Genomic DNA, 25205 nt, shown 5'->3' with positions numbered 1-25205 from the left:
ATTTTAAAAAATACAGTTATTTCCAAAATAAATCTTTATAATTGGGCTGGAGATAATTAATCGATCGGGAATACTCCATAACACAATATACTTAACAGGGAAAGGATGAGTGGCGAACGCATATATCAGAGCTTTTCTGATGCTGACCTGGTAAAACTGGTCGCATCTGGTGATCATGCTGCGTACACACAGCTCTTTGAACGCTACTGGGCCGTACTTTTACAGCATGCTGTTAAATTACTAAAAGACGAAGATGAGGCTTTGGATGTGGTTCAAAGTATTTTTACTGCACTTTGGGTAAAACGCAACGGCATTAAAATCAGCAGTTCTGTAAAATCTTACCTGTATAGCGCTGTTCGTAACCGTATTATCAGTAAAATCAGACACAATAAGGTTCACGAAGGATACCTCCATTCTTTGGTTGACCTGGAGGAAAAAGGAGATTTTGTGACCGATAACCAGGTTAGGTTTAAAGAACTGACCAGCCAGCTGGAAATGGAAGTTTCCAAACTTCCTCCGCGTCAGCAGGAAGTATTCAAATTGAGCAGGAACCAGGGATTGTCGCATGCGCAAATCGCTGAAGCATTAAGTATCTCTGATGAAACTGTAAAGAAGCAGATCAATAAGGCATTAAAGGTATTGAAGGTTAAACTTGAAGCGTACCTGCTGGTCCTGTTTTAAAATTCTTCCAAATTCTATCTTTTTTTTAAATATAGCGTACCACCAAGGGCCGGGTACAGCGTCATAGTATTAAAGAGGGATCCAATTAATTCCTTTCAACTATGAAAGATCAAATTGCAAAAGAAATATTAGACAGGTATTTAGCAGGCAAAAGTTCAATTGAAGAACAAGCATTAGTAGAAACCTGGTATCTTGATCTGGGCGACAAGCAAGAAGTAAATGCCCCTATTGATTACGACTTTCGTTACCAACAACTATTAGCCACGCTTCCTGGTCCTAAAAAAACACAGGTAATCCCGCTTTGGTCACGCTTGATTGCTGCCGCTATTGCCCTGATCGTTATTGGTGCCGGATTGTTCTACTACCAGGCACAGGATCCAAAAAGGGGCCTGCATGCAATGGCTAACTACGCGAATGACATTGCACCGGGTAAAGTAGGAGCTACGCTGACTTTGGCCAATGGCAAAAAGATCCGTTTGAGTGATGCTGCCAATGGGCAGATAGCTAAACAGGCTGGTATCAGTGTGATCAAAACAGCCGATGGGCAGATCACCTACAAGATCGAAGAAAGTTCTTCCAACAATAATCAGGTCAATACCTTAAGTACCGCCGTGGGTGAAACTTACAGTTTAATTTTACCTGACCAGTCAAAGGTTTGGCTAAATGCAGCTTCAAGTTTAACTTACGCCGCAGGCTTACAACAGCAAGGACAGCGCAGGGTAAAGCTGGTTGGTGAGGCTTATTTTCAGGTAGCTAAAGATGCCCTGCATCCCTTTGTCGTAGAAAGCGGCAGTCAACAGGTGGAAGTGCTGGGTACTGAATTTAATGTAAACTCCTATCAGGATGAAGAGGTGTTCAGAACTACCTTGCTGCAAGGGAGCGTAAAGCTATCAGACAATGGGGCCACCAGAATCTTAAGTCCGGGAGATCAGGCTACGAACGCAAAAGGCCAGCTTCACCTGGCCACGGTAGATACCGAACTGGCCGTTGCCTGGAAAAACAATAAATTCATCTTCGAACGGCTGCATATTGAAGAAATCATGCGAATGATCTCGCGCTGGTATAACGTTGAGGTGATCTATCAGGGAGAAGTACCAGACGTCACTTTCTGGGGATCGGTATCCCGTTTTGAAAATGTGTCTAAAGCACTAATCTCTCTTGAGGCTACAGGAAATGTGCATTTTAAAATTGAAGGCCGGAAAATTTATGTCTTTATGTAAGCTTTCCGATATAAAATATTGCTAATAAAAAATTAATAGATTTTTAAACTTAATACTAGAAATGGAGAAAAAACTACGACAGAAAAGCTGAGGCTGAATTAGAGCAGAAGCCATCCATAAAATATCCCATCCCGATTGGAGTCGGAATAGGATATATGCTGGCTTCGATATTGGATTATCAACTAACCGCAGGTGCCCATAGTTTTCAAGGCAAAAAGGCAGTCTGCAATAAACCAGACAAACAAACTTAGGCAATAATGCGCATTAAAGCAATATTGAGAGGCACTCATTTGGCCGCTAAGTCTTTGTCACAAATAAAATTAAGTGTCAAAAAAACTAAACAAGAAACCGGAAGTAGCAAAGGGCTACATCCATAAAATCTGGCTGATAATGCGACTAACCACCGTTATTTTAATAGCTGCCATCATGCAAGTCAGTGCTTCTGGCTTTGCACAGAAAATCAGTTTAAATAAATCCAATGCTTCCCTGGAGCAAATCATCAAGGACCTGAGAAAACAAAGCGGTTTTGATTTTATCGTGATCGGAGAACTGCTTGACCAGGCAAAATCAGTGAACATCAAAGTTAAGGATGCAGCATTCGAAAAAGTCCTGGATCAAATTTTTGAGAACCAACAGATTGCCTATGAGATCAATAACAATACAGTCACCTTAAAAGCAAAACCAAAAGGCATTTTTGAGCGAATGGTTGACCAGCTAATGGCAATTGATGTTTCAGGTAAAGTTGTGGATTCCTTAACTGGAGAACCTTTGCCCGGTGCTACTATATTGATCAAGGGCAAAAAGCAAATGATCAGGACCGCTACAGATGGTACATTCTCGCTGCAAAATGTAGAGGAAGATGCATTGTTGGTTATCACGCACACAGGCTATAAAACCAGGGAACTTAAACCTGTAAAAAACCTCGGACTAATCCGCATGGCCGTTGCGGTGTCCAACTTGCAAGAAGTTGGTGTCGTTGTTAATACAGGTTATCAGCGCATTAAACCAGAGCAAAGCACAGGCGCTGTTTCGCAAATTACTACCAAAGCGTACGAATCCAGGATCAGTACCAGTTTTCTGGACGGATTGGTAAACAGGCTGCCGGGACTAATGATCAATAATGATGTGAACTTTACCAGTACCGTTCCAGGCAGCACCGGTTCTAACTCAAGGGCATTGTTCAACATCAGGGGTATCTCTACCATGTCTGCCAACCAAAATCCGCTGATTGTAATTGATGGTTTTCCAACCGAGCTCACCCTGGATATGATTGATCCAAACGAGATCAAATCAGTAACTATTCTCAAAGATGCGGCTGCGGCTACCGTTTATGGAGTAAGGGCATCCAACGGCGTGATCGTGATCGAAAGAAAACAGGCGGCTCAGGGCAAAACCAGCTTTAACTTCAGAACTACCACCGGCCTTACGCCCAAAGAAGATTATAGCCGTTACAGATGGGCAGATGATGCGTCTGCTGTTGTTGCCAATTATCAAAGAACCACTCAATTGTCAAATGTAAACGCAGGTACGTGGGGTTTATTAGCAACAGGCACCGCAACTACCGGGGGCACCGTTCAGCGAACCGCGCCATACTATATCCTGGCACAGGCAGCTGCAAACATGATTACTCCAGATCAGGCCGCATCGGCATTTAATGATTTGACCAGTTACAACAATACAGACGATTACAGCAGTTTATTTCTTCGTCAGGCGGTAACTAAAACATATAATTTCAATGCCTCTGGCGGAAATGAGAATGCATTGTATTACATTACTGCCAATTACACAGGTAACCAGCAATCGCGTCGGTTGAATGATAATAACAGGCTGCTTCTTTCTGGCCGTACCACCTTTAAAATTTCCAGGCGGCTTTCGCTGGAATTGACAACAGATTACCAGGAACAAAGATCCAGCAGTGCGCCTACAATCGGTATCACTGAGGTTGCACCTTATGCACGTTTTCAAGATGAAAATGGAGATCCTTTGTCGATCGTAGCAAGAGGCATTTCACCTACCTACAACAATGTGCTGATGTCTCAGGGAATGGACGATCAACTGTATTACCCATTGGTAGAAATGAATGAAGTTAATGATAAGACCCGAACCACTAATAACCGGACTACAGTTGATCTCAAATACAACATAGGTAAGGGATTTGATTTGAACTTAAGGGGAATTTATGAAAGTTCAAATTCAGACAGCCGACATGATGCCAGCGATCTTTCACAAGAATCGAGGAGATATGTAAATAGTTATGTGGTGAGAAACACGGATGGAACCTATAAATATAATGTACCAAAAGGAGGCTTCCTTCGTCAGCAAACAAATAGTACCTCAAGCTATACCGCACGAACACAACTAAATTACAATAAAGAAATCGGCGTACACTCTTTTAATGGAATAGTGGGTGCAGAGGTTAGGAATTTGATCGATAAAGGATTTACAACTTCATCCTTTGGTTATAATGAAGAAACGTTACTGCAGCAGCCAATAGATTATACTTCGCTGGTAAATGGAACGATCAGAGGTTCCTTTAACCTTGGATCACCCCTGGCAACACAATCGGTATATGACAACCTGTTCAACCGGCAATACAACGAAGACAGATTTCTATCAGGTTACGCTAACGGTGTTTATTCTTACAAAAATACATACTCGGTATCAGGAAGTATTCGTATAGACCAGTCTAACCTTTTTGGTACCAATCCCAAATACAAATACAAACCATTATGGTCTGTAGGCGGGGCATGGAATATCCATAAAGAGGAATTTATGCAAGGGCTAAACTGGGTAAATCAGTTAAAGCTGCGCGCAGCATACGGTTTCAACGGTAACGTTGCTAAATTATCACTTCCAGAGGTAATTGCGCGTGCTGTTTTAAATGCCAATACTTCGCCTTCAAGTCAATCGCTTAGATTGCTTTCCTATGCCAACACCAGCCTGCGTTGGGAACAAACTCAGAATTTTAATACAGGTTTGGACTTCAACATTTTCAAAAATATCAGCGGTAGCTTAGATTACTACCGCAAGAAAAGTACAGACTTGCTGGGCAGCGCGCAAATTGACCCTACCCTTGGCGTGAGTCCTACACTAATCAACCAGGCCACCATCAATAACAATGGTATAGAGCTGAGCTTACATGCAGATTGGATTGCCACAGGCAAAACAAACTGGAATACAGGCCTGGTAATAGCACGCAATACCAGTAAAGTATTGGAAGTCTATCAAAAAGCAGATTTTAGTCCCCAAACGCTAAACCAGCTAGGGTATGTAAAGAATTATCCGGTTGGGGCCATGTTCTCTTATCGGTATGCAGGACTTGATGCAGAAGGATACCCTTTAATTAAGGATGGTGCCGGAACGCAATACCGTACTAACGTTAATAGCCTGGGGAACGCAACAGCTGCGGCAATGGCAAGTGCAACATCAGATGTTAGCTATTATAGCGGCTCATCAATTCCTACCATAAATGCAGGCTTAAGTAACCGGGTTGATATTGGAAGCTTTTACGTATTCGCTATGATTAACTATTACGGCGGATTTAAAGTTCGGATCCCCAGGGCTGCTCCCAATGTACTCAGACCTTTGGAAGGCGCCGGAAGCTATTGGAAAACAGCAGGTGATGAAAATACAACGACTGTAATGGGCCTTGCAGGATTTGCCAGTGCCAACTCAAACAACGCCTATAACTATTCAGATAATTATGTGGTTAGCGGAGATTATATCACTTTAGGCGATCTGACAGCGTCTTACAGTTTTGATCAACTCAAATTTGTGAATAAAATAGGTCTCAAACATCTTGAGATCAAAGCGCAGGCATCCAATATCTGGACAGTTGGCATGAACAGGGAAAACTTTAGCATGGCCACAGGAAGCTATCAGAAGTCCTATCTAACCCCAACCTATACCCTTGCACTATTTACTACGTTTTAATTTTAGCAATATGAAAAATTATAAATATAAAATTATTCAGCTTTTTACTTGTTGTCTATTATTTGCCGGCTGCGATAAATACCTGGACATTACCCCAAAAGGTAAAACCTTGCTCAATACAGTTGACGATTACGACAAATGGTTAAATGATGAGGTGCTCTATTTGGGGCTTGCACAGCCAAGCAACGTTTTTAATTATTATGGTGATAACGTGGATTATGCAGGCATAACCACTCCAGCCCTAACATCAACCGAGCTGGTGTATACATGGGCGCCACAACCTATATTGGATCTCAACTTAGCCCCCTTATTTTGGGGAGAGCATTATGCGAAGATCAACTTATACAATACCGTAGTTATTGGAGTAGACAATGCAATAGGCGGAACCACCAGCAAAAAGAAGAGTCTTAAGGCCGAAGCCATATTAGGCCGCTCTTTAGAATACTTTTACCTGTTAAATGAATATGGTAAGCCTTATGATGCCGCAACCGCTGGCCAGGACCTTGCAGTTCCTTTTTTGACTTCTAATGATGTAACCCAAATCGTTCCACCGCGAAGCACCGTAGCAGAGATCTATCAGCGCCTTATTGATGATCTTAATGCGGCCATTCCAGACCTGCCAGAAGACAATTCCGGCAACCGGATCCGTGGATCCAGGGCAGGGGCATACAGCGTTTTGGCAAGACTATATTTTTATGCCAGAAATTATTCCGAGGCACAGAAAAATGCAGAACTGGCCTTGGCTAACAGCAGATCAGTGATGATTGATTATAACGGGACCTTACCTTCAACCAATATGCTGGCTTACCATCCGGATGTAGTATATGGCAGAATGGTAATTGGTTCGGCAGGTACTACCCTTGATTTTATTCGCTCATTCGCCAGCAACGATCTTCGTGTAAGAAAGCTATACTCAAGTACAGATGGCTATAAGTTTCTTACAAGGGGATCTGCCAGCTATTATCCTGCGCAAATTACACCAGTGTTTACGTATACCAATACCGGAACTTCGGTGCAGGAGATGAAATTGATCGCAGCAGAATGTGCAGCAAGGGCCAATAACCTAACGGTAGCACTCCAGCATCTCGACGAAATCCGTAAAAACAGGTTTGCAACTGCAAGCTATGTAAAATATTCATCTACTATTCAGGAAGATGTAATACAGGAAATATTGATGGAACGAAGCCATGAACTGCCCTTCAACGGATTACGCTGGTTTGATATGCGCCGTCTGGACAAAGAAAACCGAATGGGAACAGTAAACCGTTACAATGCACAAGGGGATGTCGTTGCTACTTTGCCGCCACACAGCGATAAGTACACTTTACAGATCCCGTTGCAGGTATTAAGTTACAACCCCGATATGCCACAAAACCCTTAATTTAAATCAGATGAAAATGCGTAAAATAAATATAATAACAATATGCTCATTGATTGTATTGTTAATGGGATGCAGTAAAGAAAATGATCTGGTTTCTTTACCGGACGGAAGTGTATCGTTCGCACAAGCTGCGGGTAGCGATACCATAGAAATGCCGGTTTCTATATTACTGGATAATACACTGGTTTTGGAGATCAAGGCAGCCTTGTCAGGATCAGCATCTTCAGATAAACACCATGTCACTTTTGCAGTAGATACCACAAAAATATTAGAATACCGGGCCAAATATGGGGCTGCGCTACTACCGCCCAGCACATCCTATCTCTTCTTCAAACCTACTGTAGTTATACCTGCAGGAGCATCAGTGTCAGAAGCCGCCCAGCTAAATATCGGTCAGCAAACGAAGTTGACCGAGTATAGTACCTATGTTCTTCCGGTAGTGATCAAATCCGTAGATGGAAAAATTGAAGGTGCTGCCACAAGCCGGGTAATATACTATGTGTTTAAAACCGGTAAACCCTTGTTCGTCAATAAAACGGGCTGGGCCATAGTGGGTCAATCCTCTGTAAATGGAACACAGGTTGCAGCTAATTTACTAGATGCTAATAATTTAACCACCTATTGGGGCACTACCATAACGGCAACAATGCCTCAATGGGTAACCATCAATTTTAATAGAGAGGTATCCTTTATAGCGGTAAATTATTACTTACCAACCTTATTAAAATATCCCACCTTAGGAGGTTATCCAAAAACCATACAAATAGAAACAAGTATGAATGGAACCACCTGGGTAAATAAGGGAGTGTTTCCCGGAAACATCGCGGCAGATGGAAGCCAGTCAATTGATGTGGGGGCCACCACCGCAAGATATCTTCGCTTTACCGTTCTTTCATCCGAAAAGTATATCAGCGGTGCGTCCCTGTATGAGGCTATCTTCATCAGTGGTATATCCCTGGTGCCTTAATTTTTAAATTTAATTCACATCAACTAAATCTCTATAACACCATCATGATTGTTAGTACAGTTCAGCAATCATGATGGTTATAAAACATACACTGATGAAAAAAATCCTGTTGATCATGTTGTTGCTTCCATTTTTGGCAGCTGCACAAAAGAACTATACCATAAATGGAAAAATCCCGGGCATAAACGGACCGGCGAAAGTTTATCTTGTTACCCTGCAGGGCGGGGCATGGAAGGAAACAGATTCCCTGGAAATAAAAAACGGCAAATTCCAGTTCACCGGAAACGTAACTGAACCACAGCAGGCAATTATTGCGGTCAAGCGGACCGGGTCACCACGTAGCGGCACTCCAAAAGATAACCAGGGCTTTTTTCTGGAAAACTCCATGATTTCAATTGTTGGCACAGACTCTGTTAAAAATGCAAAGATTAGCGGATCGGTGTCTGATCGTGAAAGCCGCGAACAAGAAGCAATGGTTAAGCCATTGATTGCTGCAATCATGAAACTGCAGAATGAGTATGGAGAAAAAACAAAAGACGGTGTTTTTGTTAAGCCTAAAGAAGAACGGACAAAGGCAGGAGACAGCATCTCGAAATTGGTTATTGAGATTAAAAACATTCATGTAAAATTTGCTGAAACTCATTTAAATTCATTTATGGGGCTGCATACTTTCAACCTATACGTGTTGGACAGTCACTTTGATCCGGCAAAAGTGGAACCCTTATTTAACCGCTTTTCAGCCAGCTTAAAGTCTTCCCCGCTTGGCCAGCGTACCATCGAAAAAATAGAGATTGGTAAACGACGCCAGGCAGGTGCTAAAGCAACCGATTTTACACAAAATGACTTGGACGGCAAGCCTTTTACACTTTCTTCTTTACGGGGAAAATATGTACTGGTCGATTTTTGGGCAAGCTGGTGCGTTCCTTGTCGTGCAGAAAATCCAAATGTGGTAAAAGCCTATCAAGCGCTTAAAGACAAGAACTTCGAAATTGTTAGTGTATCCCTTGATGCAGGGAAAGAGCAGTGGGCAGCAGCGATTGAAAAAGACGGTATGCCATGGATTCATGTAAGCGATCTTAAATATTGGAAAAATGAGGTAGCCTTAATGTATGGCATCAACTCAGTGCCGCAAAATATCCTGGTTGACCCTAAAGGGATGATCATCGCAAAGAACCTGAGAGGCGAAAACCTGCTTGAACAATTGAAAACATATATCAAGTAATCAAACCTCAAATTTAAATCATAACAAAACATGAAATTCAATATAAAAAACACAATCGCCATACTATTATGCTCCTCAACAAGTATCTGCATGGCCCAGGATAAATTCACCATTTCCGGAACCCTTCCACAGGCGGGAAATGAAAAGATGGTACTTTTAACTTACGTTAACGCACTAGGGAAATCTGCAAAGGATAGTGCCCTGGTAAAAGAAGGCAAATTTAACATCAGTGGTACCACTGCCTTTGGAAACAGGTCCTACCTGGAACTTAAACCCATTATCAAAGACAGTTCAAAAAAGACCCGGGCTGACTTTAAAGAATTTTATCTGGAAAAGGGCAACACCCTGGTTGTTGGAAAGGACAGTATGGGCACAGCTTCTATTTCCGGAACTAAAGTTCAGAGCGACAACCTGGAATACCATTCCAAAATGGATCCATGGCAAGCGAAGTATCAAAACATAACTGCAAGGTATTTTAAAGCAAAAGCGGCCAAAGATTCGGTTGAGCTTAAACAAATATCTGTAGATGCAAAACCGGTAGTGGCCAAAATGGAATCAACATTGGATGATTTCATCTTTAGCCATCCCGATTCATATGTAACAGCAGATTTAGTGCTTGGCAATAGAATGATGGTAATTGATGTAGTTAAGTTTGATCCAATCTACAAGGTATTGAGCCAAAATGTGCTCTCCAGCTTTACCGGAAAGAAAATAACAGATAAATACATGAAAGCAAAGCAGTTTGCTATTGGTAAATCAATTGACTTTACCCTCCCTGATAAAGATGGAAAGGAATTTAAGCTTTCTTCATTAAAGGGAAAATATGTATTGGTTGATTTCTGGGCAAGCTGGTGTGTGCCATGCAGGGCAGAAAACCCTTTCCTGTTAAAAGCCTATACAGAACTTAAAGATAAAAACTTTGAAATTGTAGGGGTTTCCTTAGATGATAAAAGAGCCAGTTGGTTAAATGCCGTTGCGGTAGACAAAATGCCCTGGACCCAGGTAAGTGACGTTAAAGGTTTCAAAACAGAAATCGCTGTTCGGTTTGGCATTACAGCCATCCCACAAAATGTACTGATTGATCCGGATGGTAAAGTAATTGCGAAAGATCTTAGAGGCGAAGATGTAAATAAAAAAATCGCAGGCTTTATAAAGTAACCACGCGGGGGCTATTTACCCAGCGTAGAATTGATTCGGCCTTGCAATCGAAAGACTAATCTAAGTATTCATTTATAATTCGAGGGTATATCATCGATCATGGTCACCCTCGAATTATTATATTTTTCAATCTAGGCATACCCTTTCAGGTACAAATGTTTATCACATTTAAGAAAATATACCCTTTAGGGTATATTTTAAGATTATTTCATGTATATTGTACCCGAAAGGGTATTAGACATGAAGTCAATAGTGGAATTCATTAAAGAGTCGAGAAAAAAAAATGGCTTATCTCAGGAAGAATTGGCTTTTAAAGCAGGTGTAGGGCTTCGTTTTATGCGCGAACTGGAAAGAGGAAAAACCACTGTTCAGCTTGATAAAGTAAATGACGTACTAAATATGTTTGGAAAGGAAGTTGGGGTTATCAATAAACAACCGGACCATGACAAATAAAGCAAAGGTTCTTTATAGTGGTAAACTTGCGGGTTATCTGGAAAAAAATGACAGCGGGTATACTTATATGTATGATACCGGATACTTAAAAAGTGACCAGCCAATGCCAATAAGCCAGACCCTGCCTTTAAGCGAATATCCGTATAATAGCCATGTCCTGTTTTCTTTTTTCGATGGATTGATCCCAGAGGGTTGGTTATTGAATATTGCCAGCAGCCATTGGAAAATTAATAGATCAGATCGCTTTAAATTATTGATAACACTTTGCAGAGACACTATAGGTGCTGTAACTGTATTGCCGGATGAGTTGGAAGAGGAGGCAGAAAATGGCTAATTGTTATTTTTGTTATAACGAAGTGGAGGAGAATAGAGGCTATCATAAGAAATGTTGTAAAAAGTTCTTCGGAACAGATAAATTACCTGAATTCAAACTTGACCAGCAGATGCTGCAAAATCTTGCAGAAGAAACCGTAAATAAAAGAATTGCAGTTACAGGCGTTCAGCCAAAATTATCCCTGGATCTGGAAAATATTCCAGCAGGAAAACGATTGACTATAGTGGGGCTTCAAGGAAAATATATACTAAAACCGCAGAATGCAGAAATCGCATTTATGCCGGAGGTTGAAGACCTAACGATGCATCTGGCTGAAATTTTCAAAATAAAGACCTGTGATCATTGCCTAATTCCAATATCGGATGGCGGACCAGCTTATGTGGCCAAGCGATTCGATAGGAAAGGAAAAGCTAAGATTCATATGGAAGATTTTTGTCAGCTTGGAGGATTTCAGACCGAACAGAAATACGACAGCTCTTACGAACGTTGTGGGAAATTGATAAATCTGTATTGTACAAACAAAGGATTGGATGTACTCAATTATTTTGAACTCCTGGTGTTTTCCTTCTTAAGCGGTAACAGTGACATGCATATGAAAAATTTCTCTATCCTGTATTCAGGAGATCAGATTATACTTTCACCTGCGTATGACCTAATCAATAGCTCTTTGATTTTTCCAGATGACAAAGACGATGTGGCTTTATTTTTAAGTGGTAGAAAGCGAAACATTAAACGTAAGGATTTTGAAAACCTGGCAGTTTCAATTGGGCTGAGTGATAAAGTTTGTCAGAGAGTAATAAGCAAGTTTGTTAACACACCCCACAGCTTCTTTGATACAATTCACAGGTCATTCCTTCATGAAGAACATAAAGAGGAATATATCCGGATTTGGTTGAGTCGGGCTAACAGATTAATATCTTAACAATGAGAGGTTTATTTATTCAGCAGCATATCTATAGTCTGGACAATACGTTTTACGCGTATTTCGTCCTGATTTGCTTCTCCAATCCAATCTAAAAAAGCCTTGCGTTCAGTCTCAGTACAGCTCTGGTAAGCTTGATAGGCCTCAGGCTCATCCTGAAGACATAATAACAGATCTTCCGGAGTTGCCATTGGTAAATTTTCAGCATCCGCATATAGCGTTATATATACGTTGTCGCCTTCCTTTTTACCAGTCTTTTTCCTGATCTCTGCTTTTATCGGCAGGAATAGTCCGCCATTACGGATGGGCATCAAACCATAGTTGACTAATTCATAATCATCGATAGTACCGCTTACTTTGACCGAGCCAAACTTTCCTCTATAGTCTGAGCTTACTCCTGGTAACTTCAAATAGGTCCAGCCGCCCTTACCTGGCATTCTTTCCAACAGGAATGTTCCTTCAATGATCGGTACTTTTGACATTTTATATTGTTCTACAGTTCATTGGTTACAACATTAGTAAAATATTTCATGATCCTTATTTAAGGTAAAAATAGGTAACCCGGCTTACAATATTGGCGCTATTTGAAAATAACACACTTATACAAATATGGTGATCAATTTAATTATTAATGATTTCTTAACAATAGACAGTTAATTTTACCATATACCATTGCCTAACCAAAAGTATCATGGAGAACACGTTAAACATTTTCAAAAGAAGTGCCCTTCACTGGCTTTGCCTGTTCTTTTTCTTTATAGCCGTTCAAAGTTCCTGTAAAAAAAATAAAGATCAAAAACCAGAATATCCTGCAGGATCCAATGAAAATGTGAACACCTGGATACTCGATAGCTTAAAACGTTACTATTATTGGAATGAGTCTCTGCCTTCCAATCTGGATATCAGTGCAAAACCACAAGATTTTTTTAATAGCGTACGTAATGCAGCAGACAGGTTCTCTTATATCATTAACCCAAATGATCCATCTACATATACGCCTAACAACAAAAACTTCGGTTTCGATTATAGTACAATAAAGGAGCAAACTACAGGACAGGTGATCGGAATTATTAAACTGGTTTTAAAAGATTCGCCAGCTTCAAGGGCCGGACTAAAAAGGGGAGACTACATCAACAAGATTAATGGCAAGCAATTGACAGAGGCAAATGCACAGACATTACAGAATGAGATCCTAAGCAGTGATCATTTCACACTTATGATCGCTGAACTCAATAACAATACCTGGGTAGACAAAAAATCAGTGGAGATCAGTAAGGGAGTTATACTGGATCAGCGGGAGATCAGTAAGGTTATAGAAAGCGATGGCAAAAAAATCGGCTACCTGTATCTTACAGACTTTAGCCCTGGACTCGCAAATTCACTAACTGCAGCCTTTTCGGGATTTAAGACATCGGGCATTTCAGATCTCATTCTGGATCTGCGTTACAATTCTGGCGGACAAGTAGCAGAAGCTGCGGGGCTTTGTGCCCTGATTGCTCAGGGTGTCAACTATGATAAACCTTTCATTACCTATAAAGGAAATAAAAACGGAGGTGTAAAAACAGAATCGTTAGGAAGTGCAGCAACATTTGATGGCACCGTAAATTTCAATACCCTGCTGCAAAAAAATCTGGGGTTAAGTAAGGTATATATACTAGGTACAGCAGCAACGGCGTCAGCATCAGAGGTCATTATAAACAATTTAAAGCCATACATGCAGGTGATATTGATCGGCGAAACCACCAGGGGCAAGGATGAAGCTTCTTTCAGTATTTCAGATGCCCGTAACCCTAAACAGGTGCAATGGGAAATGCATCCCATAGTGTATAAACTATTTAATAGCAGTGGAATTGGAGGGTATAGCGCAGGAATTTTACCCGATGTTCCCGTCAATGAATTGTCATCTTTGCCACTGCGGCAATTTGGCGAAATAGAAGATCCACTGTTAAAGGCAGCCATATCACAAGTTACAGGAAAAGCCATTGCTGCTGTCAATAACAAACTAAAACAGGCTAAAACAAAAGAATTGGCTGTAGCTAAAGTGTTATTAGACACAAGGATACAAGCAGCTAATAGCAGTATTGTAATCACACATCATTAACCTGCGACAAAGATTTTTATAGACTTAACATAGACTTTAAACTGCACCTGTAAATTGCATTTATAAACCATTGTCCTTATGGAAAACGTTAACGATCTTACAAATGAACAACTATTGACTTCAATCCGTCTAGGGGATTGTGCATCTTTTAATGAGATATATCATAGGTACAGAAAAAAGGTCTATGGTTTTGCCTACCGGTTTACACGCTCATCTGAACAAGCAGAAGAATTGACACAAGATGTTTTTGTGCGTGTTTGGGAAAACAGGTCGAAGATTGACTCTGCTAAAAATTTTGATGGCTTCTTATTTATTCTTATCCGTAACAATTACCTGAAAGCATTAAGACATAGTGCAAAAGAAAGTGTTTTTAATGTGGAGAATTTAGAAGAAGAACCCTCTAACAACGCAATAGACGATTACATAGATCTTAAAGACTGTCAGCAAATTGCCAGCCTAGCCATCAACTCACTTTCTCCACAAGCCAAAATAGCATTTCAGCTAAGCCGTAATGAAGGGTTTTCTCACGAAGATATATCCCGGCAAATGGGGATATCCAAGAATACGGTAAACAATCATATCAAAAAATCATTGGGAACTGTACGTAAATACATGCAGGTATATTCTTCAGAAACCGTGCTATCATTGATTTTACTAACGTTCTTTTAAGAACATATCATCGCATTTTATTATCCCTGTTTATGTTTGCCCGAAAGGGCATTCTTTGTTTTATGGCCTGGTAATATCATTCATAAACAGCAAGCTTCCCATGGTAGCACCAAACTGTAAAAACTGATAGTACCAATCCAGAAATGCCGGATTGTAACCTGAATCAATAATTTTTTCAAAAGTTAATAATTGATATACAGTGAGTTGTGTTTTTTCTTTAAAAAAGATGATCATCCATATAGCTGTTGTTGCCTTCCGGTGGATAATATATGTAAAGGGCATATAAAAAGCTCAATTATTATATCGATCAACAGTGAAAGAGAACAGAGACATTAATAGATTATTTAAACTTTACCTGGAAGGAAAGGCAAACGTACAGCAAAAGGATATACTATTTCAATATTTAGCCGATAGCAAAAATAAAGACAACGAATTCTATGACCTGATGAAAGAGGCATGGCAAAAAGAAGCCAGGCAGCGGGACGAGACACCTGAAGCAGCTGCGGGCCTTGAACAGATCTGGGGTAAGCTCCAACAAAAAGAAGAAAAGAAAGTGCAGCGTTACCAGGTGTTAAAATATGCCGCTTCAATAGTCTTTGTTCTTTCATCAGCATTAGGCTGGTACAGCTATAAAAATCAACAAATACAGGAAATGCCGATCGGGATGATCAGCAAAGCAACCCAGATCGGTGAGAAGGTAAAAATGATCCTGCCAGATAGTTCAATCGTATACCTAAGCGGGGGCAGTAAACTAACATGGCCTTCACGCTTTGTAAAAGGAAGCAAAAGGAATATCATTTTAGCAGGAGAAGCATTCTTTGAAGTAAAAAGAGATGTAAGCAGCCCGTTTATCATCCATTCTGGCAAAATGCAGACCCAGGTATTGGGAACATCGTTTAATGTGTATGCATATCCTGCAGACAAAGAGTTTAGCGTAGCCGTTAAGACCGGAAAAGTAAGAGTTTCAGAAAACAATGGCGGTAAAATAACCAGGCTTTCTCTGCTCACCCCAGGAATGAAGCTGATATATAATGCGCATAATGGAAAGCATGCGGTAAATACAGAACGTGTAGAAGAAGTGAATAGCTGGGTCAATAATAAGTTTGTATTCAGGGATAAAAGCCTTGCAGTAATCCTTAACCAGCTTGAAAGATATTACAATGTGAACTTTGACCTGCAGAATGTTAAACTAGGACAGTGCCGGTTTAATGCAACCTTTTATAATAAAAGCATAAAAGATGTTATGGAACAGGTCCGCATCATGAGCGGAAACCACATCAAATACAAAATCAATAATAACAACAAGAAAATAGCCTTATGGGGGGAAGGATGCCAATGATCGTATAATTCTACATTCCACAATCATCCCTATTAGTTAAAAATCAAATAATTAACCAAACAAAAAAGCCGCCCTGCGTCAACAGAACGGCTCATAAACAAAAGTTCTTAACTCGTGAAAATTAAAAAACGTCTTGAACCTATGAAAGTAGGATTTTACATACATATAAAAGAATATTTTATCAATTTGAAGAGCAGGTCAATCATGGCCATGCTGCTGCTGCTTTGCTTTTTGTGGAATAATGGCATCGCAAATCATGTAACCCAAATTGTAAAAGCACGTACAATAAGCCTCAAACTAAATGCAGTAAGTATTCCAGACGGACTTTCTGCACTGGAGAAAAAAGCAGACTGCTCAATCAATTACAATAAATCGATTTTTAAAGACAACAGTACCATCAGTATCGATGTAAAAGATATGGATTTGGAACAGGTACTAAAAAAGATGTTAACAGGTGCCCGCGTGGCCTATAGGTTTGCAGACCCTCAAACCATATTGCTCTACAAGCTTCCGGATCCGGTTAAGCCAGGCAAGATCTCTGGAAAAATTCTGGATGAAAAGGGAGAAACCCTGCCGGGAGCATCAATCAAGATCATCGAAACCGGAGCAGGAGTACAAACAAGTGTTGATGGAAGTTATGTGCTGAGCCTCAATCCTGGCACTTATACGATGGAGATCAGCTACCTTTCTTATGTAACGCAACGTGTTACCGGCGTAGTGGTTACCGAAGGTAAAAATACCCCGCTTGATGTGGCCATGAAGCCAGATGCCAAAGGGTTAAAAGAGGTCATCGTTACCGCAAATTATCGTAAAGCATCAGTAGAAGGTTTGTTGGCCAGGCAAAAAAATGCGGCCGAACTTAGTAATGGAATTAGCGCAGAACAGATTGCCAGAACACCGGATAAAAATATAGGAGAAAGCTTAAAGCGGATCAGCGGGGTAAGCACGATAGACAATAAATTTATACTTGTGCGTGGTATTGGTGAACGATACAATTCAGCCATGCTGGATGGAGTAACATTGCCAAGTACAGAAGCGCAAAGCCGTAACTTCTCGTTCGACCTCATCCCTTCAAATATGGTAGATAATGTGGTGGTAAGTAAAACAGTTACACCAGATATGAATGCCAGCTTTGGAGGTGGTCTGATCCAGATCAATACCAAAGATATACCCAATGAGAATTTTACAACCTTTACTGCGGGTACATCTTATAACGACCAAACCACCGGCGAAGACTTTTTAAGCCATAAAAGGGGTAAATACGACTACTTTGGCTTCGATGATGGCAGACGCGATTTTCCAAAAGACCTTCAGCATACGATAAGAAACACTACTCCTAATGAAGCATTGTCTGATGTGGAATACCGAAAGAAAGTTGATGATCAAAGTAAAAAATTTACAAATGATAATTTTACAATGTATCACAATCAGGCAGCCCCTTCACAGAATTACCAATTCACAATTGGCAGACTACTTTCGTTAGATACTTCGAATAGCAATAAATTCGGTTTTACTGGATCTCTTAGTTACCGCAATACCCAAAGTAACAACCTGATTACCCAGCAAACCAGAGGAGGTTGGCATTTAGAGAGCAACAATACTGGACATGTGTATGGATTTAATACCACATTAGGCGGTCTGTTTAATGCGGGTTTACAATTGGGTAATAACCGTTTTAGTTTCCGCAATACCTATACCCATATGTATGACAATACACTTGTTCGTACTATAGGATATATTATGGAAGAGCCGCCAACTGCCGGCGTACCACCTACAAGAATTCAGGAAGCTGATGATCCTGCTTTTACTGATTTGTTACAGAACAAACTAAGCGGTCAACATCAGCTGGATAAAATTAAGGTAGAATGGAATATTGCACGTACATCAATCAACCGGGAAGAAAAAGATCTCAGCATTGCTGAAAGCAAACCCGTTAAGCTTGGATCCGATTATGAATATTTTTATATACCAGGAAGTGCTTCAGAACCGCGTATTAATCCAACATCCAGGCAGCATTATCACAATAAGGAGCAACACTACTCCTGGGATGTAGCGGCAACAATTCCTTTTGACTTAAGCAGCATTCGAAGCAGTTTAAAAGTAGGTTATTTTGGAAACCGGAAAAAAGCAGATTTCGATTGGCAGATTGCTGCCTTTTCAGCGAGTCCAGCAATAGCAGAAAGTCTGTTGTATATTCCGATTAGTGAGATGCTAAAACCAGAGCACTTAGGAGTAAATGGATTTCAATATACGATATCGCCATTTTTCTTAGACAGCTATGCAGGTAAAAGTCAAAGTCATGCCGGATATATTATGTTTGATAACCGCCTAATGGAGAAACTTCGCTTAGTTTGGGGTGTTAGAGGGGAGTATTATAAATATACAGAGATTGAAAACGGACAGAATGATAAGACTTCTGTATTCAGTATTAAGCCAGATCCCCGCTGGCAATGGCTACCTTCTGCTAATTTAACTTACAGTCCTCTTTCAGATCTTAACATCCGTGCAGCATACTCAAGTAGTGTAGTTCGTCCGGAAATGATGGATAATAGCCAGTTTTGGCGATATAGTCCTTATTTGGGTGCACAATACGGTAACTCGGGTCTATACAGTACGCGGATCAATAGCTGGGACTTTAAAACGGAATGGTTCCCTGGTTTAGGCGAAATCTTATCTGTAGGTGGATTTTACAAGAAATTTGACAGACCAGCTGAGTTAACGGTTATTACCACAAACAATACCCCATCCTATTACCTGCAAAGCTCAGATTGGGCAAAAGTATATGGCTTAGAATTTGAGCTTCGGAAAAACCTAAACTTTATAGCTGACAATAATTTATTAAATGCCCTTTCAGTATACGGTAACTTAACCTTACAAAAATCAGAGGTAAGAGGCACTTATAAAACTCCAAATCCTGATCCAACCCTACCTCAAATAGAAGTTTCCAGTAAACAAAACAGGCCGATGTATGGACAAACACCCTACCTGGTCAACGCAGGCATTCAGTATAATGGTGATCGCCTGGGTTTAAATGTCATGTACAATAAGTCTGGTCTTAAAACCTACATAACCAGTGAATTGCCTGAGAATGTAGAGTATGAACAGCCCCGTGAGCAAATTGATGCGCAGATTAGTTACCGGTTTATGAAAAAAAGGTTAGAAATCAAACTGAATGCGGGCAACTTATTAAACCGGGTATCCTTGTTTTACCGAAACTCTGGAAGTTACGAAGCCAATCCTGATTATATTCGAGGTGAATCAAACGATGCCAGCAACGCAACACGGTTAAAGGCAGGTTTTACGAATAAGCTTGAAGCAGGTGACCAGGTTATGTTTAGCCAAAAGTTTGGCAGAACGTATAGTACTTCCCTTACCTGGAATTTTTAAAATGAATACATGATGAATGTAGATATAGAAGTTAAACAGCATTTAAAAAGGAGGATAAAAAGTGAATCCTATAGCACCAAAAAGGTAGAAAAAAACGAAGGGCTGTATCAGAGCCCCTCGTTTAAAACCGATAGCTTAGCGCAAACCGGCACTATCAGGACACGCCCGAGAGTATATAATTAAAATATTAACTGCTACAAGCCAAGGGCTGGGTTACAGTATATCAATGTAAATTTAACATTTAAAATCTCGCAAAGATAATAAAACATCCCGGATATTTATGATTCCCTATTACATTTCTCCACAAAAAATGCTATAGTTTATATAGCCGGGCAATACCAGAGTTTATAGTTTAATAAAACAATAGACAGGATAAATAGAACCTGTTCAAAAATTTAAAATTATGCTTAATAAAGCCATTTCTCTTATCGGTTCCAGCGTAAATAATTACGTAGTTGAGCCACTAAAAAAATCAAACGTTAAATCAACTGCAATAATCGCTATTGCTTTAGTTTCACTTTCACTAAGTTCATGTAAAAAAGACTTTAGTGGTGGAGATGCATTCGGTAACCGCAGTACTGCGGCAGCTGATTATGCGGCATCTTCTTTACCAGTAGTAAGCGTTCCTGCTGGAAACATTACTACTTCTGTTCACTGGACAGCTGGTAATGTATATGAATTAAGCGGAGTTGTTGTGGTAACAGGTGGTGGACATTTAGAAATTGATCCGGGAACATTTATCAAATCTTCAGTAAACACACCAGGATCAGCTAACGGCGTTTTAGTAATCGCTAAAGATGGTACTATTGATGCCGTTGGCGATGAGTGTAACCCAATCGTATTTACCAGCCGCAGACTATTAGATGGCAATAACTCAACAGTTGGTGCCCCTGGCGATTTCGGTGGTATAATCATCTTAGGTGATGCTCCAATCAATACTCCAACCGGTTCTGCAAACATTGAAGGATTAGATGCTACTGATGCCCGTTTTACTTATGGAGGTGTAGACGATACAGATAACCGCGGAAATTTCCAGAACGTACGTATTGAATATGCTGGTTACCAACTTGCTGCAAATATCGAAGTAAACGGCTTAACACTAGGTGGTGTTGGTAGCGGAACAACAGTTAACAATGTTGAAACAGCATGGGGCTTAGATGACGGATTCGAATTCTTTGGTGGAACTGTAAGCACTTCTGATCTTCTTGCTTATGCAAATGATGATGACCAATTCGATTTTGACTTGGGTTATACAGGTACACTTTCTAACTCAGCGGCTATTGCTAATAACGCTTCAACTCATAGTGGACTTCCTGGAACTGCAGATTCAAATGGTGCAGAGATAGACAACAGTGTTGCTAATCCTTGTGGCACTACACTTACAACAACAGTAACATTTGAAAATGTAAGCATTTGGGGTACTTCAGCAGCAGCTAGTGCTGGTCTATATGAGAATGGAATCCATGTTCGTAGAGGAGCAACACTAATTGTTAGTGGTTCAACAGTAACCGGATACAATAGAGGTGTTTTCGTTGAAGCTTCAGCCGGTGCTTGTGAAGCAGGTCTTGTAGGAGATAGTAGAATCCATGGTTTTGTTACTCCTGGAAATTATACAGATCTTGGTGGAAACACAACAAGTGTAACAGATCCTGCTTCTTGGTTCCCTGCTTCTTTCTCTCGTTGCTGGGCAAAGTTTGACTACTAGTTAGCAAACTTAATTCCTCACACTAATTTATTATTCACACCTGGATGCATCCTTTGATTTGCATCCAGGTTTTAAAAAGACAAGAAAAATTTTACATGAAATCTAACATTTACATCCTTTTATTTATTACCTGTTTTACTTTATTAACTATTTCTTGTGATAAACAAGAGCCACTTCATGCTGATCCTCCCAAAGTGGTTCGTATAAGGTTTGCTATAAATACAACTAAACCATTAGAATTTGTTTACAAAGACAGTGTGGTGGCTGTTGGTTTAGTTGATAACAGCGGTAGCAACACATCGGCAACAACATTACTTAAAATTGAGGGTCAAAATGGCGAGATCCAAATCAGAGAAAAAGGATCTGTAAATATTATTTCAACCCGGGCAATAGAAACTACACCTTTTGAACAGGCTTTTGCTATCTATTACGATGGTAGCAAAATTTACAACCAGCTTATAACCTATCAGGTTAAAGGTTATGCTTCTTCGGGTGAGTTAGAATTCCTTCTGGACGGAAATGTCATTGAGACTGCTTCAAGCGCCATTGATAAGACGTTAACTGTTCTTATTAATGAAAATACGACCAGAGAACTTCAGGTTAGAAAAAAAGGTACAACTGATATATTAATTACAAAAATACTTACTTCATCACCAACAAGCGGGCAATCTTTGAGTTTCTTCTTTGATGGTACATCGATGGTGGATAACATTCAAATAAATCCGCCAGCCAATATGGCTAATATGGCCATAAATGCTCAATTTAAATCTACAATTACATCTACTCTTGGAGTTTTTACAGGTGGTAATGCGATTGATCTTGTTTTTTACACACGTAACAAGACGACCAATGTTATCGCCAAAGCAAGTCCAGAAATCCGCATTACATTGCCGACTAATGGTGATTTCGCATCGTTTGAATTACCACCATTACCTGGCGCCAACTTTGAATACAAATTTGATATCTGTGCAAGAGGGCTAAATAGTTCTCCATACGATGTTTCGGCAGCAGCCGTAAAAGCAATAGCTTTAAATGAGGGAAAATCTACCCTAGCAGGCACCGCCATTCAATTTGAGGCAGGCCAGTCAAAATTATTCCTTATCAAAGATGCCAGACAGCTGAGAACTTCGCCAGCTCCAATTAGCAGCATCTTTATAGGCCAAATCACCGATCTATCCCAATATTTCAAATAAATATAAAACACTACCCGGCAGGTAGTAACATTGCCTGCCGGTTTCTAAGAATTGATCCACCTTTTCATTACTTTAATCAACACGGGCATTACTACCCATGTTAAAAGTCCAACCATACTTGCGGCAATAATAAAAAGCCGGACGAGTAAAGGAAAGTCTTTAATAAAAGGAACTACAGCCAACGACAGAAAAATGCTGGTAGGGAAAACACCGCATAATGTAATAATAGCCATTTTCCATCTTGGGGGAGAAGCGGATGAACGAAACCAGGCTTCTAAACCATTTAATTCACGGTACACCGGTTCTTCGGTAAGCGTAGAAGCATAGGCTTCCCATTTTCTGAATTGGTCAGAATTATAAAAAGCATCCCGTTCGGTCTCATCTTTAAAGGTTCGTAAAATCCCAATTTCCCTGCCATCCGTATTTGGCAATGCGGTAATCATACTGGCCCCATGCACGCCACCATGAACAAAAGATTCTCCTAGAAATTTGTGGAGTGCCTCTTTAAATTCTTCTTCCTTTCCGGGTAAAACTTTTCTGGTAATGGCAATGTGAATAGGCATGTCGTTATAGTTTGACTAAAATTACAAAAAAGATCTAAAAGCAGAAGCTCACCATCCTTTATCAAGTTATTAACCCGATAAACTCATGGATCGAATAAAACCTCCCCAAACGTAGCTGGAAACGCTAGGGGGAGATTATTCATTAATGAATCCGGCTCAATACCATAAACAGGCATAAAAGTAATAATAAACGCATTAGAATTTTCAAGTCATCCCTGTCTAATGGATTCCAGCTAACCGGAAGGTAGATAAGCAGTGCCGATGAAAATAAGTAAAGTAACATATTGCTGTTAATTCACCAGTTCGGCTACCGGATCTACTTGAACAGGTTTTCTTGTGCTTTCTGCAGTCTGTTCATCTCCAAGCTGAATGGCCGCTTGGATGTATGCGCCACATTGTTGATAAAGCAAGTCTACCATCCAGAACTCTGCTTCGATCATATCCGTTTCACATAGGTCTTTAGCAGTGATCAATAAGGTTCTGTAAACCCTAAGATCGTGATCCGTTTTGCGTGGCAGGATCATTTCAAACTGCTCATCAATGCAGTCGCAAATGCCAAGCAGGCTGTCCAGATCGTTAAGGTTAGACCGGTAATCAAAGAAGATCTCGGTTAATCCAAGGCAGATCTGCTCCATGGCCATTACCAGCTGGTAAAGGGTTACATCGCATATATCATGTTGTAAAACATGGGTTGCAGCCTCGTAAAAGACTTTTGCCCGATCGCACCTGCCAAGCCATGTACTTTTAATGAGTTCTGTATGCCTGTAGCCGCTGTGTGTGATCTTAAAATCGGTAAGGTTTATTCCCGGCTTAAGGTACATCACATTTCCATTGCGGACTGCTGAATTGAAAAATCCATCACCGTTAAGTAAAGCGGCCTTAACATGTTCCCGGCTGTGCACCAGTAAAGTTACGCTGATGGTATCATTTGTTAAGCTGAGCGCATCCTGCTGGAGACTGCAGATGCTGCTTTTAATAAAAGCAAGATCATCTGTTCCAGCAGCACTGATTACCAGTAACCCTAAATGGATGCGATTTTCGGACATTGGGTCCTTTTTTAACAACAATCCATGATTTTGACAGGCAAACTTGCGCTCATCGAAGCATAAAATGCATTCGGCATCTAACTGTGCGTGTACCAGATTGATCACGGCTTTAAGGTATTCTGATTTTTTCATAATGAACAGGTTTTAAAGCTGGTATTATTGAAATCTGAATAAGCAAGGGGGATGTGGAAAATCTATAGCCAGACCCGGGTTTCCGGCTATAAAGCTTCCTGTTTAAGATAAAGTGTGTGGACCCCAACTTACCGTACAAGAGGTCCTGAGAAACCCGAAACGAGAGTAAGTGGTGCCCACACACTCCATCCTACGCAAGAGTGCGGGCACTCATCACTTTATCGTCTCGCTTTCTTGAAATTCTGAGGTTTCTTTTCCGAGATTCTTAAGTGCTGAATGCTTCAATTTTTTTGAAGATTCTGCAAGTTATAACAATAGCTTTGTTTACATCATATTTTTTTTAGTGTATACAAGCTTCTGCATTTTAGAATAGGAAACCAAATTTTGAAAAAACTATTTTCTGAGGGTTATAGAAGGCATTTGATCAATGCATAATTTAATTTACAACGAATAGGGGATATTGTAAGTTGCTGGCATACAGGAGTATTACCATCATCAAAAAAATGCACTGAAAAAATCTTTAAATAATTTTAAAGTTGCCAGATTAAATATTAAAATCTTTCCAAATCTGTTGCCAGCAGGGAGTAAGTATAACCAAGTAGTCAGCTTTTAAGTCTGTAAATAACTATTCATAACTCCTTAAGTCTGCCAACCAAAAATTAATAAGTATCACAAAATTGCCAGCTTTTAAGTGGAGAATTAAGCGATCACAACTTATTAAATCTGCCGCTCAACCATGAGTAAATATCAAAAGCTTTAAAACGGAGAACGTTTAGAAATTATCAGACTATAACAATGA

20 protein-coding genes are annotated in these 25205 nt (G+C 40.2%); 16 read left to right on the top strand and 4 right to left on the bottom strand.

Annotation, left to right across the window (positions count from 1 at the left end):
• Positions 1-105: 105 nt before the first annotated feature.
• The 10 genes from ATK78_RS17660 to ATK78_RS17615 all read left to right on the top strand — a co-directional run bounded on the left by ATK78_RS17660 (position 106) and on the right by ATK78_RS17615 (position 12271).
• Entirely contained in the window at positions 106-681 is a 576-nt protein-coding gene (locus tag ATK78_RS17660; protein ID WP_133577463.1) for an RNA polymerase sigma-70 factor, read from the top strand.
• A gap of 101 nt (positions 682-782) precedes the next feature.
• Positions 783-1901, top strand: coding sequence for a FecR family protein (locus ATK78_RS17655; RefSeq protein WP_133577462.1), 1119 nt, complete (start codon positions 783-785; stop codon positions 1899-1901).
• 390 nt (positions 1902-2291) lie between these two features.
• Complete coding sequence (locus tag ATK78_RS17650) at positions 2292-5834, top strand: SusC/RagA family TonB-linked outer membrane protein (RefSeq protein ID WP_133577461.1); 3543 nt, start codon at positions 2292-2294, stop codon at positions 5832-5834.
• Positions 5835-5844: 10 nt separating this feature from the next.
• Positions 5845-7215 carry a RagB/SusD family nutrient uptake outer membrane protein gene (locus ATK78_RS17645; protein ID WP_133577460.1) on the top strand — a complete coding sequence of 457 codons (1371 nt, stop codon included), beginning with the start codon at positions 5845-5847 and terminating at the stop codon, positions 7213-7215.
• Between the two features lie 16 nt (positions 7216-7231).
• Complete coding sequence (locus ATK78_RS17640; RefSeq protein WP_166664911.1) at positions 7232-8182, top strand: BT_3987 domain-containing protein; 951 nt, start codon at positions 7232-7234, stop codon at positions 8180-8182.
• A 94-nt stretch (positions 8183-8276) separates the two neighbouring features.
• The gene (locus ATK78_RS17635; protein ID WP_133577459.1) at positions 8277-9404 is read left to right on the top strand and encodes a TlpA disulfide reductase family protein; all 1128 of its coding nucleotides are present in this window, start codon (positions 8277-8279) and stop codon (positions 9402-9404) included.
• Positions 9405-9434: 30 nt separating this feature from the next.
• Complete coding sequence (locus ATK78_RS17630) at positions 9435-10562, top strand: TlpA disulfide reductase family protein (protein ID WP_133577458.1); 1128 nt, start codon at positions 9435-9437, stop codon at positions 10560-10562.
• 240 nt (positions 10563-10802) lie between these two features.
• Complete coding sequence (locus ATK78_RS17625; protein ID WP_133577457.1) at positions 10803-11015, top strand: type II toxin-antitoxin system Y4mF family antitoxin; 213 nt, start codon at positions 10803-10805, stop codon at positions 11013-11015.
• Positions 11005-11349 carry a HipA N-terminal domain-containing protein gene (locus ATK78_RS17620; RefSeq protein WP_133577456.1) on the top strand — a complete coding sequence of 115 codons (345 nt, stop codon included), beginning with the start codon at positions 11005-11007 and terminating at the stop codon, positions 11347-11349. The genes ATK78_RS17625 and ATK78_RS17620 overlap by 11 nt, the downstream gene beginning before the upstream one ends.
• A complete protein-coding gene (locus ATK78_RS17615; RefSeq protein ID WP_243732565.1) occupies positions 11318-12271 on the top strand; it encodes a HipA domain-containing protein in 954 nt (317 codons plus the stop codon). Before ATK78_RS17620 ends, ATK78_RS17615 begins: the two co-directional genes overlap by 32 nt.
• Positions 12272-12282: 11 nt before the next feature.
• Here the strand turns inward: ATK78_RS17615 and ATK78_RS17610 are convergent, their stop codons facing one another.
• Positions 12283-12753: a YdeI/OmpD-associated family protein gene (locus ATK78_RS17610; RefSeq protein WP_133577455.1), complete on the bottom strand. Its 471-nt coding sequence runs from the start codon at positions 12751-12753 to the stop codon at positions 12283-12285.
• A gap of 209 nt (positions 12754-12962) precedes the next feature.
• Between ATK78_RS17610 and ATK78_RS17605 the strand changes: the two genes are divergently transcribed.
• Together ATK78_RS17605 and ATK78_RS17600 are read left to right on the top strand one after the other, a co-directional pair.
• Positions 12963-14372, top strand: a complete 1410-nt coding sequence (locus ATK78_RS17605) for a S41 family peptidase (protein WP_133577454.1) — start codon at positions 12963-12965, stop codon at positions 14370-14372.
• Positions 14373-14450: 78 nt separating this feature from the next.
• Positions 14451-15041 carry an RNA polymerase sigma factor gene (locus tag ATK78_RS17600; RefSeq protein ID WP_133577453.1) on the top strand — a complete coding sequence of 197 codons (591 nt, stop codon included), beginning with the start codon at positions 14451-14453 and terminating at the stop codon, positions 15039-15041.
• Positions 15042-15101: 60 nt separating this feature from the next.
• Here the strand turns inward: ATK78_RS17600 and ATK78_RS17595 are convergent, their stop codons facing one another.
• Entirely contained in the window at positions 15102-15323 is a 222-nt protein-coding gene (locus tag ATK78_RS17595) for a hypothetical protein (RefSeq protein ID WP_133577452.1), read from the bottom strand.
• A gap of 31 nt (positions 15324-15354) precedes the next feature.
• Between ATK78_RS17595 and ATK78_RS17590 the strand changes: the two genes are divergently transcribed.
• The 4 genes from ATK78_RS17590 to ATK78_RS17575 all read left to right on the top strand — a co-directional run bounded on the left by ATK78_RS17590 (position 15355) and on the right by ATK78_RS17575 (position 22665).
• Positions 15355-16380 carry a FecR family protein gene (locus ATK78_RS17590; protein WP_133577451.1) on the top strand — a complete coding sequence of 342 codons (1026 nt, stop codon included), beginning with the start codon at positions 15355-15357 and terminating at the stop codon, positions 16378-16380.
• A 141-nt stretch (positions 16381-16521) separates the two neighbouring features.
• A complete protein-coding gene (locus tag ATK78_RS17585; RefSeq protein ID WP_133577450.1) occupies positions 16522-19767 on the top strand; it encodes a TonB-dependent receptor in 3246 nt (1081 codons plus the stop codon).
• A gap of 403 nt (positions 19768-20170) precedes the next feature.
• Positions 20171-21472: a hypothetical protein gene (locus tag ATK78_RS17580; protein WP_133577449.1), complete on the top strand. Its 1302-nt coding sequence runs from the start codon at positions 20171-20173 to the stop codon at positions 21470-21472.
• Positions 21473-21567: 95 nt separating this feature from the next.
• Positions 21568-22665 (top strand): hypothetical protein, encoded by a 1098-nt coding sequence (locus ATK78_RS17575; protein ID WP_133577448.1) that lies wholly within the window; start codon positions 21568-21570, stop codon positions 22663-22665.
• Between the two features lie 44 nt (positions 22666-22709).
• On the opposite strand, the gene ATK78_RS17570 is transcribed toward ATK78_RS17575, so the two are convergent.
• Positions 22710-23228, bottom strand: coding sequence for an antibiotic biosynthesis monooxygenase (locus ATK78_RS17570; protein ID WP_133577447.1), 519 nt, complete (start codon positions 23226-23228; stop codon positions 22710-22712).
• 290 nt (positions 23229-23518) lie between these two features.
• A complete protein-coding gene (locus ATK78_RS17565; RefSeq protein WP_133577446.1) occupies positions 23519-24406 on the bottom strand; it encodes a hypothetical protein in 888 nt (295 codons plus the stop codon).
• Positions 24407-25205 lie beyond the last annotated feature (799 nt).

Origin of the sequence: Pedobacter metabolipauper, assembly GCF_004362715.1 — a bacterium.
In the GTDB taxonomy this organism is placed as follows: domain Bacteria; phylum Bacteroidota; class Bacteroidia; order Sphingobacteriales; family Sphingobacteriaceae; genus Pedobacter; species Pedobacter metabolipauper.
The sequence above is the reverse complement of the archived record's forward strand: the minus strand, read 5'-3'. Positions and strand labels throughout refer to the sequence as shown.

Coding starts and splice junctions, on each gene's coding strand:
- ATK78_RS17660 (WP_133577463.1), top strand. CDS start 106: ATGAGTGGCGAACGCATATATCAGAGCTTTTCTGATGCTGACCTGGTA.
- ATK78_RS17655 (WP_133577462.1), top strand. CDS start 783: ATGAAAGATCAAATTGCAAAAGAAATATTAGACAGGTATTTAGCAGGC.
- ATK78_RS17650 (WP_133577461.1), top strand. CDS start 2,292: ATGCGACTAACCACCGTTATTTTAATAGCTGCCATCATGCAAGTCAGT.
- ATK78_RS17645 (WP_133577460.1), top strand. CDS start 5,845: ATGAAAAATTATAAATATAAAATTATTCAGCTTTTTACTTGTTGTCTA.
- ATK78_RS17640 (WP_166664911.1), top strand. CDS start 7,232: ATGCGTAAAATAAATATAATAACAATATGCTCATTGATTGTATTGTTA.
- ATK78_RS17635 (WP_133577459.1), top strand. CDS start 8,277: ATGAAAAAAATCCTGTTGATCATGTTGTTGCTTCCATTTTTGGCAGCT.
- ATK78_RS17630 (WP_133577458.1), top strand. CDS start 9,435: ATGAAATTCAATATAAAAAACACAATCGCCATACTATTATGCTCCTCA.
- ATK78_RS17625 (WP_133577457.1), top strand. CDS start 10,803: ATGAAGTCAATAGTGGAATTCATTAAAGAGTCGAGAAAAAAAAATGGC.
- ATK78_RS17620 (WP_133577456.1), top strand. CDS start 11,005: ATGACAAATAAAGCAAAGGTTCTTTATAGTGGTAAACTTGCGGGTTAT.
- ATK78_RS17615 (WP_243732565.1), top strand. CDS start 11,318: ATGAGTTGGAAGAGGAGGCAGAAAATGGCTAATTGTTATTTTTGTTAT.
- ATK78_RS17610 (WP_133577455.1), bottom strand. CDS start 12,753: ATGTCAAAAGTACCGATCATTGAAGGAACATTCCTGTTGGAAAGAATG.
- ATK78_RS17605 (WP_133577454.1), top strand. CDS start 12,963: ATGGAGAACACGTTAAACATTTTCAAAAGAAGTGCCCTTCACTGGCTT.
- ATK78_RS17600 (WP_133577453.1), top strand. CDS start 14,451: ATGGAAAACGTTAACGATCTTACAAATGAACAACTATTGACTTCAATC.
- ATK78_RS17595 (WP_133577452.1), bottom strand. CDS start 15,323: ATGCCCTTTACATATATTATCCACCGGAAGGCAACAACAGCTATATGG.
- ATK78_RS17585 (WP_133577450.1), top strand. CDS start 16,522: ATGAAAGTAGGATTTTACATACATATAAAAGAATATTTTATCAATTTG.
- ATK78_RS17580 (WP_133577449.1), top strand. CDS start 20,171: ATGCTTAATAAAGCCATTTCTCTTATCGGTTCCAGCGTAAATAATTAC.
- ATK78_RS17575 (WP_133577448.1), top strand. CDS start 21,568: ATGAAATCTAACATTTACATCCTTTTATTTATTACCTGTTTTACTTTA.
- ATK78_RS17570 (WP_133577447.1), bottom strand. CDS start 23,228: ATGCCTATTCACATTGCCATTACCAGAAAAGTTTTACCCGGAAAGGAA.
- ATK78_RS17565 (WP_133577446.1), bottom strand. CDS start 24,406: ATGAAAAAATCAGAATACCTTAAAGCCGTGATCAATCTGGTACACGCA.